The 19,323-nt window shown below is 41.4% G+C and carries 8 protein-coding genes; 7 read left to right on the top strand and 1 reads right to left on the bottom strand.

What is annotated here, in order from left to right:
• Positions 1 to 171: 171 nt before the first annotated feature.
• The gene (locus tag ACFO6W_RS25865; protein WP_380001989.1) at positions 172 to 4,170 is read right to left on the bottom strand and encodes a two-component regulator propeller domain-containing protein; all 3,999 of its coding nucleotides are present in this window, start codon (positions 4,168 to 4,170) and stop codon (positions 172 to 174) included.
• A 287-nt stretch (positions 4,171 to 4,457) separates the two neighbouring features.
• Here ACFO6W_RS25865 and ACFO6W_RS25860 point away from each other — a divergent pair, with 287 nt between their 5' ends.
• The 7 genes from ACFO6W_RS25860 to ACFO6W_RS25830 all read left to right on the top strand — a co-directional run bounded on the left by ACFO6W_RS25860 (position 4,458) and on the right by ACFO6W_RS25830 (position 19,202).
• Positions 4,458 to 7,670 (top strand): SusC/RagA family TonB-linked outer membrane protein, encoded by a 3,213-nt coding sequence (locus ACFO6W_RS25860; protein ID WP_380001987.1) that lies wholly within the window; start codon positions 4,458 to 4,460, stop codon positions 7,668 to 7,670.
• An 11-nt stretch (positions 7,671 to 7,681) separates the two neighbouring features.
• Entirely contained in the window at positions 7,682 to 9,583 is a 1,902-nt protein-coding gene (locus ACFO6W_RS25855) for a RagB/SusD family nutrient uptake outer membrane protein (RefSeq protein ID WP_380001985.1), read from the top strand.
• A gap of 21 nt (positions 9,584 to 9,604) precedes the next feature.
• A complete protein-coding gene (locus ACFO6W_RS25850; RefSeq protein WP_380001983.1) occupies positions 9,605 to 10,792 on the top strand; it encodes a DUF4959 domain-containing protein in 1,188 nt (395 codons plus the stop codon).
• A gap of 12 nt (positions 10,793 to 10,804) precedes the next feature.
• Complete coding sequence (locus ACFO6W_RS25845) at positions 10,805 to 12,004, top strand: DUF4998 domain-containing protein (RefSeq protein ID WP_380001981.1); 1,200 nt, start codon at positions 10,805 to 10,807, stop codon at positions 12,002 to 12,004.
• A gap of 120 nt (positions 12,005 to 12,124) precedes the next feature.
• Positions 12,125 to 15,076 carry a discoidin domain-containing protein gene (locus ACFO6W_RS25840; protein ID WP_380001979.1) on the top strand — a complete coding sequence of 984 codons (2,952 nt, stop codon included), beginning with the start codon at positions 12,125 to 12,127 and terminating at the stop codon, positions 15,074 to 15,076.
• 230 nt (positions 15,077 to 15,306) lie between these two features.
• Positions 15,307 to 16,875, top strand: coding sequence for a glycoside hydrolase family 43 protein (locus ACFO6W_RS25835; RefSeq protein WP_380001977.1), 1,569 nt, complete (start codon positions 15,307 to 15,309; stop codon positions 16,873 to 16,875).
• A gap of 89 nt (positions 16,876 to 16,964) precedes the next feature.
• Positions 16,965 to 19,202, top strand: a complete 2,238-nt coding sequence (locus ACFO6W_RS25830) for a glycoside hydrolase family 3 N-terminal domain-containing protein (protein ID WP_380001991.1) — start codon at positions 16,965 to 16,967, stop codon at positions 19,200 to 19,202.
• Positions 19,203 to 19,323 lie beyond the last annotated feature (121 nt).

Raw genomic sequence — 19,323 nt, 5'->3', positions numbered from 1 at the left:
CGTGCCGATGGTACTGCGCAAGTGGGAGAGTAGGTTACCGCCGTTTTTAAGATAAGTCCCTCACTAAACAGTGAGGGACTTTTTTTTGTTTGGGGGCAGCTGAGGTGCTGAATGCCGGTGGCTCTATTTTTGTTTTCAATTGATCCATGAGCACTTTTTAATTTTCCATTCCTATTTATAAAATTGGGGAGGATTAAAGAAATCTTGTAAGTTCTCCTTGTTGTCATTGTATTGTATTTCATATTCTTTAGGTGTCATCCCATATTGTTGCTGGAATAATTTGATGAAATAAGAAGGTGTATTTATACCTATTAGATAGCCTATTTCATTGATCCTGAATTTCCCTTCATGTATCAGTTGTACTGCTTTCTGTAACCTTATATACCGTATAAAATCAAGTGTCGACATATCCGTGATCGCTTTGATACGCCTATGGAGGCTCGACCTGCTAATTAATAAAATTTCAGTTAGTTGTTCTATATTGAAGTTAGGATTACTAATATTCTCATTGATGATTTCTACCATCTTGTTTATAAATTCATTATCACCTTTGCTTATACTGTTGTCGATCAATGGAAGAAATGGTCTTTTCTTGAATATTTCCAATTCTCTCTGGCGGTTATTTATCTGAGAGACAATCATGGTTTTGAGATAACTTGGTGAAAATGGCTTCTCTATATAGGCGTCACTTCCCAATTCCAGCCCTTTAATCTTGCTTTCCAGATCGTTGCGGGCTGTGAGCAGAATAAATATAATATGATTGTATTCGGTTGAAGACTTTATATAGCTGCATAATTCAAACCCGTTCATCTCAGGCATCATAATATCACTGATAATTATATCGATATTTACAGATGCTATTATCTGTTGTGCTTCGATACCATTTTTTGCTTTCTGGACAATATATTCATCGGATAGAGACTCGGCAATAAAAGCTAACATATCTTTATTATCTTCAACAATAAGGATTGTGGGATTATATTTCTTCGGTATAATGTTTAGATGTGTTGTATTATTTGTTTCCTCTATACTTTCCTCTTCGGCTTCCAGATTTACAGGTATTTTCAATGTGAAGATATTCATGTTGGCCTGAATATTATACAGTAAGTATCCTCCGTGTAGTTCGGCAAGTGACCGGGCAAGTGATAAACCTATGCCCGAACCGGAGTTCTCACTGTAAGTCTTGTTAATCTGAAAGAAAGGTTCGAATATTTTATTCTTAAATTCGTCTTTTATAAGTTCTCCGTCATTTGATACCTTTACAATGAAATAGGTATTGTCTAAAGAAATTTCCATCTCTATTTTCTTGTATGAATATTTTATAGCATTCAAAAGCATATTGTCGAATATTTTTGTCAATGCTTCCTTATCCGCTATAATATGGTTTCCGGCAGGATTATATATCACATTATATTCTTTATTGCCGACGGTCCATTGTCCTTCATATCTTTTCGTTATTTCTTCGATAAAACGATCTAAATCTATTTTTTTGTAGTGCAATGAAAACCTATCGCTGTCTACTTTCCTGAAATCTAATAGTTGATTGATAAGATTCAGCAGATGCTTGGTATTATTTTCAATTATTTCAAGATTGTGCCGGACTTTCTTATCTGCTATTTCTGTTTTCATAATCGTTTCCAGCGGCCCATTGATTAGGGTGACCGGAGTACGTATTTCATGTGCTATTTCTGTAAAAAAATTGACTTTACTTTCGTAAAGTTCTTTCTCTTTCTCTGTTTCAAACAGTTTTTGTTTTTCTTTATTTCTCTTCCTGTATTTTTTTAAGGAGTATCGTAGGATAAGATAGGATATGATGAGAAATAAAAAGATATAAGCAATAATAGCAAATACAGAGGCCCACCATGGAGGCAGTATCTCTATGTCAATTGTCCGTACATTCTCACTCCAGACTCCATCGTTATTTGATGCTTTTACCTTAAAGGTATATTTGCCCGGAGGTAGTTTTGCATAAGATGCCGAATAATTGTTACGGGTATATATCCACCCGTCATCGATATTTTCCATCTTATAGGCATAAAGGTTAGAGTGAGATGCTTTATAATTGAGGGCTACAAAATTGAAACCTATATTCGACTGGTTATGTGAAAGCACTATCTTCGAGGTATGCATTATACTGTTTTCCAAAGGGGAGTTTGGACTCAAAGGTTTGATCTCTTCATTCGATATGAAGAACTTGGTGATGTAGACAGGAGGTGTATATTTTTCTTCTTTGAATTTTTCGGGATCGAAGACGATCAATCCGTCGACACATCCGAAATATAGCTTATTATCACTGCTGAATAACGCTGATTTATAATTAAACTGATTCGACAACAATCCGTCATTTTTTGTAAATACCCTTATGGCTTTTGTTTCCGGATCGAAGCGCACTAAACCCTGGTTTGTACCAAACCAGAGGTTATGCTTCTGATCCTCTACAATTTTGTAAGCGATATCATCCGGTAAACCTTCCTTGATGGAGTAGGTGGTAAATTCTTTCTTCCCTTTATTGTATACACATATTCCGCCTCTGTCGGTAGCAAACCAGATATGGCCCAGATGATCTTCCGTAATATTGCTGACCGAATTGGAACTCAATGTGCCAGGCCCATTATTTGTGAAATGGGATATCTTATTATCTTTGGGATTGTACTGGAATACTCCGTTTCCCATGGTAGCTACCCATATAAAGCCATCTGAGTCTTCCATTATATCGAATATATAGTTGAAGCCGAAAATATCCATCCGCTTGAATTTTGTATCTCCCTTCTCTGCAACAAATACCCCCCATCCGTTTCCAAGCCATATTCTTCTATACCGGTCTTCACAGAGTGACCCCACGCTTTCTTCATCCAACCCAAGGTCTTCGTTCGAATAATGGATCACAGAGTTCGTTTTTTTGTTTATTTTATCCAGCCCGTTTTTGAAATATCCTATCCATAGTTCTTCGTCTGTAGGGTAAATAGCCAGCGTTTTCTTATATAAAAGATCGTTTTTAGCCTTGAACTCTTTTTTTTCGGGATCGAAGTGCATTACTCCTGCATCTTCCGTCCCAATCCAGATACTCCCATCTCTATCTTCTTTTATTTCCCTTATACGTCTGGACGATATACGCGTATTTTCTTTAGTAGGAAAATATTTTTCAAATTTGTTGACTCTGTTTGGAAGATAATTTACGCCACCAAATTTGCAACCGATCCAGATACCACCCTCCTTATCCTGATAAATTTTCTCCGTCAGCACATCAGATAATGCATACGAGTTACTCGGGTCTTCTTTGGCATGATGGATAATATTTTGTTTCTGGTCGATAACAAAAATGCCGGACTCGGTTGCAACCCATATTTCATTGTCGTTGAATACATGCACATCCCTTATTATCTTGTAATTGATTTCGTCTACCTTCATGTCTACAATTATATTCCGCCGCTTGTCCAGCTTCAGAAGCTTGCTTTCATGGATACCTATTATGATATAGTCATTATCATGTGAAATGGTATAGATATTTTTCCCGGACAAATAATTATTCCCGTCACTGTTGCCAAGCTGCTGTGTAAACTTGTCTTTCTGCTTATCATAGAGATAGACCCCCGAAACATTTGTCCCTATCCATACTTTTCCGTTTTTTTCAATAGTCATACACTGAGGATTGCTCACGCTGAGTTTCAGGTTTTCCACAACAGTATAATGAGACAGCTTGTTTTGTGCTCTTATATATTTGAATACACCCTTATTAGGACATATAATCCAGATATTATTATCCGGATCACTTTGAATGTCAGCAATCCAGTCTGTAATACCAATCCCGTTTTCAGTTTTGTTATCAAAAAAAGTAAAAGTTTCCTTAACAGGATCGAATAGAAATATTCCCTTATCGGTTCCAACCCATAATATTCTATTAGTATCTTCATAAAGCGCACCTACATTATTATTGCGTTTTCCCAAATGAGGATCATAGCAGTCAAATTGTTTTAATGATATTCCATCATATCTGTTTAAGCGATTACGTGTTCCGAACCACATAAAGCCATAGCTGTCTTGTATTATTGCTTTTACATTATTATGTGATAGCCCCATCCTGCCGTCTATTTGAGTAAAGAAAAAATCGTAGGCAGATAGGTGGATCAAAAAAGAGAAGAATAAAAAAATGAAACAAATTAGCCTTTTCATAGCATGATAATTTATATATGTTGCAAATATAAAGAAATGAATATTGACGAATGTGTCAAAAAGTAGGATAAATATTTCATTTATTTCCATATGTACATCTTTAAATGTATTTATCCTACTTTTTGACACATTTATGTAATGGTAATAGATTTCCGAAATTGTACTTTTGATTAATAATTCTTGTTTGTCGAACCTTAAAATAATATCTATGGAACCGGAATGAACTTATCCATAACACTGTACTATATACACATATTCACTCAATAATAATTTACTAATCTAATCTTATGAGAAAAACACAATGTATAAGATTTGGGTCTTTATTCAAGACTTGTATTCTTATTTCGCTTCTGATGTTATTCCCGTTTCATTTATTTGCGGTCAATGGGATTAATGAAACGAGCGAAGATCTACAACAACGGATAGCTGTAAAGGGTATCGTAAAAGATGAAAGCGATCTGCCTCTGGCAGGGGTTACCGTTCTGGTAAAGGGGACAACAAATGCGACAATGACATCCGCCAATGGGGAGTATAGCCTGAAAAATGTACCGGTTGAAGCTGTGCTGGTATATTCTTTTATTGGTATGCAGACAGCCGAAGTGGATGTTAAGCACCAGACATCCATCGATGTCGTTCTGAAGGAAGATGCCGTGAAGATGGACGATGTGGTTGTCGTCGCTTTCGGCACACAGAAGAAAGAGAGTATGATCAGCTCTATTTCGACGGTTAACCCCGGTGAACTGAAAGTTCCGTCAAGTAACCTTACCACCGCTCTGGCTGGGCGTTTATCCGGAATTATTGCTTATCAGCGCAGCGGGGAACCGGGCAAGGATAATGCCGACTTCTTCATACGCGGAGTTACTACTTTCGGGTATAAGAAGGACCCTCTTATCCTGATAGATGGCATTGAGTCTACATCAACGGATCTTTCCCGTTTACAACCTGACGATATACAGGCTTTCTCCATATTAAAAGATGCTACCGCTACCGCTCTTTATGGCGCTCGCGGAGCCAACGGGGTTATTCAGATAACGACAAAAGAGGGTAAAGAAGGGCCATTGAAAGTATCGGTACGTTTCGAAAATTCCTGGTCGTCCAACACAAGCAACATTCAATTGGCTGACCCTATCACATTTATGCAAATGGCTAATGAGGCTACAAGGACCCGGAATCCGCAGGAAGCGTTGCCTTATTCTTACGAAAAAATAGACAGGACAAGGCAGGGACTTAATCCTTATGTTTATCCGGCTAATGACTGGCGTGAGATGCTGATGAAAAATACAGCTTATAACCCTCGGCTGAATGTGAATATCAGCGGAGGCGGAGGTATCGGACGTTACTATGTCGCAGCGTCTTACAACAAGGACAACGGAAACCTGAAAATGGATAAGCGCAATAACTTTAATAATAATATCAATCTAGAGACATATCAGTTAAGATCAAATATAAATCTGGACCTGACCAAGACGACACAAGCTATAGTACGGCTAAGCGGGACTTTCGATGATTATACCGGGCCAATAGACGGAGGTGAAGCTATGTATAAGAAAATAATGGGGACAAACCCGGTGTTATTTCCTGCATATTACCCGTCATCATTGCAACCTCAGGCTAACCATATCCTGTTCGGGAATGCTACGCGAGGAAAGGAAAGTGCAGGAACAAGTGCAGATTATACGAATCCTTATGCGGAAATGGTAAAGGGGTATACAGACTATGCAAGATCCCAGATGGATGCAACGATTGAGCTGAAACAGGACTTACGTTTTATTACGCAGGGGCTCAATGTGAGGGCTATGTTCAATACTTCCCGGTATTCATACTATAGTATCAGTCGCAAATACAATCCTTATTATTATGCTGTCGGTTCGTACGACAAGCTAACCGATTCATATACGATAGCGCAAATCAACGAAAATGATAATCCGACAGAATATCTTGATTATAAGGAGAATTCCAAAGATATATCATCGGCTGTTTATATAGAAACAGCATTGTCATATAACCGGCAATTTGACGAGAAACACGATGTGGGAGGCATGCTCGTATTCCAGCGCCGCGAGAAACTGGAAGCAAACAGGGGCGATTTGCAGAAATCACTGCCTTATAGGAACCAGGGGCTTTCCGGACGTTTTACTTATGCCTATGACAATAGGTATATGGCCGAATTCAATTTTGGATATAATGGTTCGGAACGTTTTTATAAAACCAACCGTTATGGCTTTTTCCCCGCAGTTGGAGCCGGATGGTCCGTTTCTAACGAGAAGTTCTGGAAGCCAATGAGCAAGGTCGTTTCCAAATTAAAATTGAAAGCTACATACGGGCTTGTCGGAAATGACGCCATCGGTAGCGAAGATGACCGTTTCTTTTATCTTTCAAATGTAAAAATGAATGACGGTGATAAATCTTACTCCTTCGGAGAAAATTTCCAATACGGGAAAAACGGTATATCAATACAGCGATATGAAAACCGTGATATAGGATGGGAAAAATCATATAAATCGAATTTCGGTATGGAACTCGGTTTATTCAATGATTTCGAATTCCAGATAGATTACTTCACCGAAAAACGGACAAATATATTGATGAACAGGTCTATTTCCCCATCGATGGGCTTGTCTGCTGCAGTAAGGGCGAATGTAGGTGAAGCCAGGGCCAACGGCGTGGATATGTCCTTAGATTATAAGAAGATGCTGCCTAAAAACTATTGGGTACAGGCCCGAGGAAATTTCACTTATGCCCATAGTGAATTCCTGAAATATGAAGAGCCGGAATATAATGAAAAATACCGGTCTCATATAGGCCAGTCACTCAACCAGCAATATGGTTTGATTGCAGAACGCTTATTCATCGACGAATACGATGTCGCCAACTCTCCCCGGCAAACATGGAGTGAATACGGCCCGGGTGATATTAAATATGTAGATATGAACGGAGATGGAGTAATAACAGATGCCGATATGGTGCCGATCGGTTATCCTACTGTACCCGAAATAGTGTATGGATTTGGATTTTCGGCAGGAAATAACAGGATCGATTTCTCTATGTTCTTTCAGGGTTCGGCACGGTCGTCATTCTGGATAAATGCTCAGGATACAAGCCCTTTCGACCATAAAACCCCGGATAACGACAATCCTTACCATCGTGACGTTCCTCTTATACAGGCCTATGCGGACAACCACTGGTCTGAAAGCAACCGCAATATTTACGCCTTATGGCCGCGCTTAAGTCCGACTCTTGTGCGTAACAACACTGACCCGCGTAATACGTGGTTTATGAGAAATGGTGCATTCCTCAGATTGAAAAGTGTGGAAGTTGGCTACACATTCCCTGAACACATATTGAGAAAGCTTCATGTAAGTTCACTCAGGGCTTATGCATCAGGAACAAACCTGTTATTGTTCAGTGGGTTCGACCTTTGGGATATTGAAATGGGAGGGAATGGCTTGGGCTACCCTGTTCAGCGAGTTATTAACCTAGGTATACAAGTTAACTTTTAACAATCGATATTATGACTACAAAAAAAATACTGTTGTCTATTTTACTTATCGGCGGTCTTTTCTCCTGCAGCGATTATCTGGATATTGTTCCCGATAAAATAGCAACACTCGAAAATGCATTTGCAAATAAGAATGAAACAGAAAAATACCTGATGACATGCTACTCATATATCCCTGCCCATCACGAATATACCGGCAATGTTGGCCTTATGGGTGCAGATGAATTGTGGGCATATTATCCGGGAAGCGAATTTGATCCGTGGATGATTGCCCGGGGGCAACAAAATACGAATAATCCGTATATGAATTACTGGGAAGGATATAGGGGTGGTAAAGCACTATATAAAGCACTGCGCGATTGTAATATTTTTCTGGAAAATGTAGAAGATACCAACAAAGTGCCAGACCTGACATCAACGATGAGACAACGTTGGATTGGAGAAGTTAAATTCCTAAAGGCATATTATCATTTCCTGCTGTTCAGAATGTATGGTCCGATTGTTATTGTGGACAAGAATATTGCGATAGATGCGCCTCCGTTGGAAATGCAGAAGAAACGCAGTTCTGTGGATGAGGTTGTAGATTATATAGCCGGTCTGCTCGATGAGGCTTATGAATACTTGCCGCAGGAGGTTACAAATAAGACAGAAGAACTTGGACGTATAACCAAACCCATTGCCCTGACATTGAAGGCCAAGCTATTAGTGACGGCAGCCAGTCCGTTATTCAATGGCAATCCGGACTATACTGATTTTACGGACAAAGAGGGTGCACATTTGTTTAATGCCGAATACGACCAGAACAAATGGGTAAAAGCGGCTGAAGCTTGCCATGATGCGATAGAATCATGTAAATTGAATAATATACAGTTATATACTTTCCATACGAATGATCGTTTGTCCGACACGACCAAAATACAAATGAGTATAAGGAATAGTATTGGCGAGAAATGGAACAACGAACTTATCTGGGGACTGTCGGGAAGGGCTGTAAACTCTCTGCAATCTGTGTGCATGGCGCGCATAGACCCTGCGAATCTCGGAAATATGTGGGCTGCACAGGAACGTCTGAATCCTACAATTGAAATTGCCAATAATTTTTATACTGATAATGGCGTACCTTTAAATGAAGATAAGACATGGGACTATTCGGGCAGATATACCAGTCAGGTTGCCGGAACGCAGGAACGCTTTAATCTGGCTGAAGGCTATGCGACTGCAAAGCTCAATTATCACCGTGAAAACCGTTATTATGCAAATCTTGCTTTCGATGGATCTGTATGGTATATGCAAAACAGCCCTAGCCGTTCGGATGAAAACACTTTCACCGTAAAAGCACGTATGGGACAACCTCAGGCAAAACTTGGCGCGTATAATTATTCTGTGACAGGGTACTGGCCTAAAAAACTTATCAGTTGGAAATTTGTATTATCAAGCAATAGTTCTACCACAGAGTGGTTTCCTTGGCCTGAACTGCGTTTGGCAGACCTGTATCTGCTTTATGCAGAAGCCCTGAATGAAAGCGACCAAATGACTGCCGCATTGGAATGGATTGATCTGGTGCGCGAAAGGGCCGGGTTGAAAGGAGTGAATGAGTCATGGACAACATACTCTACTAAGCCGGATAAATTTAAGACTAAAACCGGACTTCGCGAAATAATCCATCAGGAACGTACCGTCGAACTTGCATTTGAAGGGCAACGTTTCTGGGATTTGAGGAGATGGAAAACGGCAGCTACTGTGCTGAACCAGAAAATACACGGTTGGGATATCGATCAGGAAGTTCCTGAAGCATACTATAGGCCGAAAGTTTTATTTGATCAGGAATTCGTAGCTCCACGCGATTATTTGTGGCCATTGCGGGAAGAATCGCTTTATTACAATAAGAGTCTGGTACAAAATCCGGGCTGGTAAAGAACTATAAACAGATTGATTATGAAAAAACATAATTTATTTATAATATTTTTAGGGATGATGGTTTCATTATTTTCGCTGCAAAGCTGTAAAGATGATGAGAACTCACCGATAGACAAGGATGACAAAGCCCCCGGGCAGGTATTTAATGTAGTCGTGGAGAATATGCCGGGTGCAGCCCTGATTACATACAGCCTGCCATCTGATGACGATTTGCTGTATGTTATAGCAGAATATAAAAATAAGCACGGTAAGATTTTCGACTTCAGGGCTTCATACTATACAAACAAGATTAAGGTAGAAGGCTTTGGCGATACAGACGAATATACTGTCAACCTGTATGCCGTAGACCGTAGTGAGAACAAGTCGGCACCTCTTGCGATTAAGATTAATCCACTGGAACCTCAGGTACAACTTACAGCCAGGTCTTTGAAAGTACAGCCTGATTTCGGAGGAATGAGCTTTACCTTCAAAAATGAAACAAAAGCCGATTTGTCCTTTATCGTAATCACTACAGATGTAGACGGCTCGCAAATGGTTGCCGAGACTTTCTATACGGCACGCGACAGCGCAAAATTTGCAATAAGGGGATATGCAGCCGAACCACGTTTATTCGGAGTTGTGGTGAGCGACAAATGGGGTAACCTGTCGGATACGCTGTACAAAGATCTCACACCTATTTATGAAGTAAAACTGAATAAATCGTTGTTCCGTCCGGTTGTTTTTCCTAACGATGCTGCTGCAACACAATGGGGAGGCTCACTGGAATATATGTGGGATGACATTGTCAATGGTAACTCAGCCCATACCGGAAACGATGCAAGTACCATTCCAAAACATATTTCATTCGATTTGGGTGTAGGAGCCAAACTGAGCCGCGTCAACGTAAAAACGATCCCTGACGATAAGCACTGGTTTAACGATGTATCTCCCCGCTTCTATGAAATATGGGGTTCTCTGGACCCTGATCCGTCGGGTAGCTTCGATTCGTGGACAAAACTGGTTTCGATAATAAACGTAAAACCATCGGGATTATCTATCGGTATAATAACAGAAGATGACCGGACGGCAGGCCGTAACGGAGATGATGCTGATATATCTATCGAAATGCCGAAAGTGAGGTACTTGCGTATCGTTTGTACTAAAAACTGGTCGGGTAATACAAATATGTGTATTGGTGAAATAACAGTATGGGGTGATGATAATTAAAAAACGATTACAATGAAAAATACAATCAAATTCCTCTGGTTAGGATATATAATCTTTTTGTGTTGCAAATTGACGTCATGTTCAGATATGGATGATTATCTGAAATATGTGGATAGTGTTCCGACTTACACTGGCATTGTCGACTCGGTAAATTTCCGTTCGGGCGACGAACGTGTGGTGTTTACAGGCTTACTGACTTCCGACCCTAAGATAAGAAAGGTAAAAGTGTACTGGAACAGCCGGAAAGATTCACTGATGCTGGACATCAACAGGACAAGCGGTGTGGACACATTGTTCTATCCGATTGCCCTGCCCGAAGGGAGATATAACTTCGAAGTGATTTCGTACGATGACAAAGGCATACCTTCTATAACGATAAAGAAAACAGGTATTTCTTACGGGGCGGAATATAAGGCCGGCCTTTACAACAGGGCTGTCAAAGATATTGAGATGAAAGGGGACAGTGCTGTTATCAGGTGGTATAATGGAGATGAAACCTCCCCGTTCGTAAAAATCAATTATGAGGATATCAATGGAGATATCCATACGCTTAAGGCCCTGACAGCAGATGAAGAAACTGTGTTGAAAAACTATAAAAGCATGAGTGTTATCAATTTACAGGCTTATTATTTACCCAATATATCTGCCATCGACACTTTTAAAGCTGTAGTAGAAGATATGGTCGCCAAAGAAGATATAACACGGGTGCAGATTAAAAATCCGGGTAATCCGTTCCTGCGTGCCGACAACGGAAGCGGCAAGTGGGGAGTGCTGAAAGACTGGCAGTGTACATCAAATATACTCAACCAGAACGGCAATACAGCCGGAGGATGGTCTACGGATGCGAAAGGGGTCATTCATCTGGAATCGCAGGACTGGGGCGGCTCTGGTTTTACAAATGGTAAAATATATCAGACAATCACACTTTCTGCAGGAAAATATTCACTCGAATATTACAGTGACGGATTTGGAGGAAATGCAACTTCCATGTTTGCCATAGCCAAAGGCTCCGCTTTGCCTGACATCCAAAATGCCGAAGGTAATACTTTAGCGCATGAAATAAGGCAGAATGGAGGTGCTTCCGGTAACCATATAATATATTTCGAACTGGAGGACACGGAGACGGTAACCTTAGGCTGGACTGTTACGATACCCGGCTCAAATACATGGTATCATATCAATTGGATTAAACTGATGATATTGGGACTTTAATATTAAAATATAGCAGAATCTGCATGACAGATATGCAGGTTCTGCCTTTTAGAAAAATTATTCAAAAATTATATCTGGCGGTAGTCAAATCTTGAAATGTCAGATTTTCAAATTTATATAATGGTACAACATAAGATATTTATAAGTATTCTTTTAGGGATATTCCTTTTTCCTGCATTATTATCTGCTCAAGTAATAGAATCACTCGACAGCAACAATCCTAACGTAAAATGGAAAGTAAAGCCCCAGGATGAGATCAGGGATATTGATCCACTTTTTCAGCCGGGCTACAACAGTGATGATTGGGTCCGAGCTATAGTTCCCGCAACAGTGTTCATATCGTATGTAGAGGCCGGTTTGGAAAAAGACCCGAATTATGCAGACAATATATCTCAGGTAGATAAGGCAAAGTACGATAAGAGTTTTGTCTATCGTGCCGAATTTTCCATACCCGGGACATTCACAAAAGAAAAAACATGGCTCAATTTTAGAGGTATCAACCGCAAAGGAGAAATATTTCTGAATGGAAAGAGGCTTGGAGAATTAGACGGTTTCATGGAACGGGGAAAATTTGACATAAGTTCGATCGCAAAAAAAGATGGGAATAATATACTTGTTGTAATTGTTCATATCCCTCAAAAGCCATTGAATAATGTGGGTAGCCCTACCTATCTTTCGAGCGCAGGCTGGGACTGGATGCCCTATGTGCCCGGATTAAACTCCGGTATAACAGATAAGGTATACTTGTCGAATACGGGAGCACTGATAATAGAAGACCCATGGGTAAGGACAGACTTGCCAACTAATGCGCAGGCCGATCTGTCTATCAAAATGAGTGTGAAGAATACAACCCCCGATTATCAATCTGCCAAACTGAAAGTTACCATAAATCCCGGAAATATACAATTTACACAAGACCTGGGCGGAATCTGGGGAAATAGTACGATGGAGCTGGATTTGAATAAAAACAAGTTTAAAGAGTTGGTTATCAATAATCCCCGGTTATGGTGGCCTAATGGTTATGGCGAACCGAACCTGTACACCTGCAACCTGGAACTTAGCGTTGGAGAGAATGTTTCGTACAAAAAAGAAGTAAAATTCGGTATCAAACGCTATTCTTACGATACCGATGGTGATGTTCTGCATGTGTCTGTCAACGGAAAGCGTGTGTTCCTTAAAGGAGGCAACTGGGGTATGTCTGAATATCTGTTGCGTTGCCGTGGCGACGAGTACGATACAAAAATCCGTCTGCACAAGGAAATGAACTTCAATATGATTCGCAACTGGCTGGGATCGACTACCGATGACGAGTTCTATGAAGCATGTGACAAATACGGAATCCTGGTATGGGATGACTTTTGGCTGAATGCCAATCCTGTACTTCCTGCCGATATTCATGCCTTCAACAAAAATGCAATCGAAAAAATAAAGCGTGTCAGGAATCATCCGAGTATAGCTGTCTGGTGTGGAAACAATGAAGGCTATCCGGTTGCCCCTCTCAAAAATTGGCTGAAAGAGAATATTGCAACCTTCGATGCCGGAGACAGGTACTATCAGGCAAAGTCGAATGACGACAACCTTTCGGGCAGTGGTGTATGGGGTAATTTCGACCCTCGTTGGTATTTCATAAAATACCCGGCCAGCAGCACCAAAGGAAATGTAAGCTGGGGCCTGAGAACCGAGATAGGTACGGCTGTATTTGTTAACTACGAGAGTTTCAAAAAATTCATGCCGGAAGACAAACTATGGCCTAGAAACGAGATGTGGAACCAGCATTTCTTCGGGCAACTGGCATTCAATGCAACTCCCGATAAATATGAGAAGACAATCGCCGAAAGATATGGAACACCCACCGGAATCGAAGATTTTTGCAGGAAAGCCCAATTGCTGAATATTGAAACCAATCAGGCTATGTATGAGGGGTGGCTGGACAATATGTGGAACGACGCCTCAGGCATACTTATCTGGATGAGTCAATCGGCGTATCCATCTATGGTTTGGCAAACATACGATTACTATTATGACCTTACGGGAGCTTTTTGGGGTGCCAAAAACGCCTGTGTCCCACTGCATATCCAATGGAACCCGTACAACAATTCGGTAAAAGTGATAAACACTACATCGGAAGACCATAAAGGGTTGACAGCAGAAGCCGCCGTGTATAATTCCGATGGAAAAGAAGTCAGCAGATTGAGCAACTCGGCAAAAGTGGATTCGTATATAAATACGGCGACAAATGCTTTCACTATCCCATTCTATACCAATAATAATATCGCAACAGGTAAAGAAGTCGTTGCCTCTTCGACAGAAACAGGTACGCCTAAAGATATAACAGACGGAAACATGACCACCAGATGGAGTAGCCGGGGGCAGGACGATCAATGGGTGTATGTAGACCTGGGCAAAGACGAAAATGTGTATGGCGTGGGGCTGAATTTTGAAGATGCTTACGGGAAAAAATATAAAATACAAGTGTCTTCCGATGCAAAAGAATGGAAAGACGTATATACCGAAGAACATGGGGAAACAGGCCTCCATGACATCTATTTTGATGATGTTACAGCCAGATATGTACGTATGCAAGGAATAAAAAGAGGTTCCGATTGGGGTTATTCTTTATGGGAATTCAAAGTATATGGCGGTACACAGCACAACGAAGGCCTGACAGATGTACACTTTGTCCGTCTGACACTGAAAGACAATAAGGGTAATATCGTTGACGAAAATACTTATTGGAGAGGAACAGACAGAAATGATTTTACGGCATTGAACAGTTTGCCAAAAGTGAATCTGAAGGTTGCATCGAAGGTTGTAAAGCGGAATGGGAAATGTATTGTGGAAGCAAAAATAACCAACCCGTCCTCTTCTCCTGCCGCCGCCTTTGCAGTATGGGTGCAATTGCATAATTCGAAGACAAAGGAAAGGATATTGCCGGCCATACTGAACGATAATTATTTTACATTACTGAACGGGGAATCGAAGAACATTCAGATAGAGTTTGATGAAAGTCTTCTGAAAGCAGGAGAAGAGCCTGTCCTGACAGCAAGCCCTTATAATAATCAGCCAAAATAAATAGAGTTTCTAATAGACGATAGTGAATACAAGATTGTAGGTTATTCTGTTCTTGGAGACTGTCCCAAAAGTATTTTTTATATCATTTTGTCATGTTGAATGGAGTGAAACATCCCGTATCCGGAGAGTCTGGATTCTTCATTGCATTCAGAATGACAAAGAGGGTAACAATTTAATAGTGTAATTTTACTTTTGGGATAGCCTCATCCAGTATTTAAACAATATAGATTATGACTTTTTATAAAAAACAACTTTGCCTGCTTGCCTTTGCCTTAGCTACAATAACTATTCATGCGCAGGATGTACCGTGGGGCGACCAGGGTAACGGTAAATACATAAACCCTGTTCTTGCCGCCGATTATTCCGATCCGGATGTGATACGTGTTAAGGATAAATACTATATGGTATGTTCCGATTTCCATTATATCGGTATGCCTGTTCTGGAATCGGACGATATGGTAAACTGGAAAATCATAGCGCAGATTTATGACAAATTCGATTTCCCGGAATGGGAAAAGAATGAGCGTTACGGAGGCGGCTCATGGGCTCCGGCAATCCGCTACCATGACGGCAAATTCTGGGTATTCTTTTGTACGCCGAATGAAGGACTGTTTATGTCGAATGCCGTAAATCCGGCGGGGCCCTGGTCTCCTTTACTGAATGTAAAGCACATAAGCGGTTGGGAAGATCCTTGCCCTTTCTGGGACGAAGACGGTCAGGCTTACATTGGCAGAAGCCGGCTGGGTGCAGGCCCTATCATTCTGCATAAGATGAGCCCTGACGGCACACGTTTGCTGGACGAGGGAGTAACGATATATGAAGGGCCTGTTGCGGAAGGAACCAAGATACATAAAATGAACCGCTATTACTATATGAGTATTCCCGAAGGAGGGGTTGCCACAGGCTGGCAAACAGTACTGAGGTCAAAAAATATTTATGGGCCATACGAAAGAAAAGTTGTACTCGAGCAGGGCAGTACAAAGATAAACGGGCCCCATCAGGGCTCTTTAGTCGATACGCCCGATGGCGAATGGTGGTTCTATCATTTCCAGGATACGAATCCGCTGGGGCGTGTTGTACATCTACAGCCCGTAATATGGAAAGACGGCTGGCCTGAAATAGGCAAAGATATTGACGGGAATGGAATAGGCGAGCCTGTAAGTGAATGGGGCAAGCCCGAAACAAAGAAAAAAAGTAAGATATTTGCCTCTCAGGGTAGTGATGAGTTTTCATCTTCCAAATTGAAACCCCAATGGCAATTCGATCACAATCCTGTACATGCCAACTGGTCTCTGACCGAACGCAAAGGATATCTGAGGCTGAAAGCACTGAAGGCTGAAAACCTCCGTTCTTCCAGAAATATGATTACCCAAAAAGCTATCGGTTATCATGGAGATGCTTCAACAGAAGTCGATTATAATAAGATGGAAAACGGGCAACACGCCGGATTGTTCTGCATCGGTAATTTGTTTAACGCGGTAGGTGTCGTTAATGATAATGGCAAGTACTATATCTACTCCGAGAATGACGGAAAAGTTAGCAATATACTGCCTCTTTCTTCCGGTAGAGTTTATTTCAAAGCATCGTTGGATGCGGTAAAGAATCAACATCAGCTATTTTTCAGTCTCGATAATAAAGAATTTATCCCTGTAGGGGAACCCTATGCTCTTCGCTCCAGTGACTGGAAAGGAGCACGCATTGGTCTTTTTTCCTATAATACCCTTTCTGATGGAGGTATAGCCGATTTCAATTGGTTCAGGTATAAATTTGATGGCCCGGGATTATATGCTGACAAATGAATGATAAATATCTAATATATTAATAATTAAGACATAAGAGGGTGAAAAAAGTTAGTTTGATAGTAACGGGACTGGTATTTATAGCCAATATGGCTTTAGCCGGTGACGGGAAGCCTTTGTATAAGGATAAGAATATTCCCATTGAACAACGGGTAGAGGATTTGCTCGGCAGAATGACGCTGGAAGAGAAAGTATGGCAAATGCAGAACAAGCCCAACAGTAACATTGACGAGGTGGAAAAAACATTCGATGGCAGAAGCTTCGGAACGACTCACGAAATGGGCAAGTCGGCTCAGGAGTGTGCCGATATACTCTATAAGACTCAACAATATATGCTTAACAATACACGTTTGGGGATTCCGTTGCTGACAGCCGCAGAAGGTATTCAGGGTATTTTACAAAATCAATGCACGTTGTTTCCCCATGCCATAGCGCAGGGCAGTACCTTCAATCCTGCATTGATACAACGGATGGCTGAAGCGGCCGGAGATGAAGCCCGCGTCATCGGCATCCGTCAGGTATTGTCTCCCGTGTTGGATATCGCCCGGGAATTACGTTGGGGACGTGTTGAAGAAACATTTGGGGAAGACCCGTACCTGATTGCCGAAATGGGAATCGGATTTGTGAGAGGATATCAGAATAAAGGTATTGCCTGCATGCCCAAGCATTTTGTGGCGCATGGTACGCCCGTTGGCGGCCTCAACTGTGCACATGTAAGCGGTGGCGAAAGGGAACTGTGGAGCCTCTACCTGTATCCTTTCCAAAGGGTAATACAGGAAACAAAACCATTGTCGGTGATGAGCGCCTACAGTGCTTATGACGGTGTGGCTACGGCAGGTTCCTCTTATTACATGACCGATATACTTCGCGGCAAACTTGGGTTCGATGGATACGTATATTCCGACTGGGGGTCTGTAGAACGCCTCAAATCGTTTCATTATGCCGTAGAAACTCCGGAAGAGGCTGCGCAGATGTCTGTTGAGGCCGGAGTTGACCTGAATGTCGACTGGACCTATGAACGTCTTCCCGAATTGGTTAAGAATCAAAAGATGGATATAAAATACATCGACCAGGCTGTACGCCGCATTCTTACCGTGAAGTTCAGACTCGGTCTTTTCGACGATCCTTTCGGGGAGCCTGAAAAGGTAAAATCAGTAGTGCGCAATGCTGAGAAAGTTGCTTTGGCAAAAGAGATAGCGGATGAAAGCGCTATCCTGCTGAAAAATGAAAACAACATATTGCCTCTCAACCTGAATAAGTATAAAAAGATCGCCGTTGTAGGGCCGAATAGCAACCAGACTGTTTTCGGTGATTATTCCTGGACAGGCAGCGACACAAAAGAAGGAGTGACTCTGTATCAGGGATTGAAAAATGTAATCGGAAAGAAAGCCGTTATTACCCAGGCTGATGGTTGCGACTGGTGGAGCCGGAACGCCAGCGATATAAAGAAGGCTGTAGAACTGGTAAAGCAAAGTGATATAGCGATAGTTGCCGTGGGTACCAGAAGTACATATCTTGGAAGAGGCCCTGACAAGTCGACCGCCGGAGAAGGCTTCGATCTTTCATCCCTTGACCTGCCGGGCAGGCAACAAGATTTACTGAAAGCCATAAAAGCTACGGGGAAACCGATGATAGTTGTCCTTATAGCCGGAAAACCGATGGTGATGACATGGGTAAAGGAGAACGCAGATGCTATTCTTACTCAATGGTATGGTGGTGAGCAGCAGGGAAATTCAATGGCAGACATTTTAGTAGGCAATGTAAATCCTTCGGGAAAACTGAATGTGTCCTTTCCTCGTAGTACAGGCAATACCCCTTGTTTCTACAACTATCTTCCCACCGACCGTGAACAACAGTTCGACAGTGGAGGATCATACGAAGAGCCGAGGGGGCATTATATATTTGAGAAGCCATATGCTCTGTGGAACTTTGGATATGGCCTGAGCTATACTGATTTCCGGTTTTCGAACTGTGTGTTGAATGATAGTATCTTCTCTCAATTCGGGACAATCAAAGTTTCAGTAGAAGTGGAAAACACAGGGAAGAGAGATGGAAAAGAGGTGATACAGTTGTATGTAAAAGATAAAATAAGTTCGGTGGCTACACCTGTACATCAACTGAAAGCTTTCAAAAAGGAATTTATAAAAGCCGGGGAAAAAGTGAAAGTTGAGCTTGAGGTTTCGGTTTCGGTACTGGCTCTTTACAATGCAAGGATGGATAAGGTTGTTGAACCCGGAGAATTTGAAATTCAAATAGGAAATTCGTCTGATAATATCCTCTTTAGAAAAACAATAACAATAAATTCTTCTGCATCCCAGATCTTATAGTAGCATTTGTGCCCCATCTGGGAATAAGGGATAAGGCCCTTGTCCAGGTAATTCTGCAATGTCCTCTGCGATATCCCCAATAACCGCCGGATATCGCAGTTGCCATATCATCTTTCATCTA

The sequence above is a fragment of the Dysgonomonas termitidis genome, from assembly GCF_042654545.1.
In the GTDB taxonomy this organism is placed as follows: domain Bacteria; phylum Bacteroidota; class Bacteroidia; order Bacteroidales; family Dysgonomonadaceae; genus Dysgonomonas; species Dysgonomonas termitidis.
This window is presented reverse-complemented; position numbering and strand designations above follow the sequence as displayed.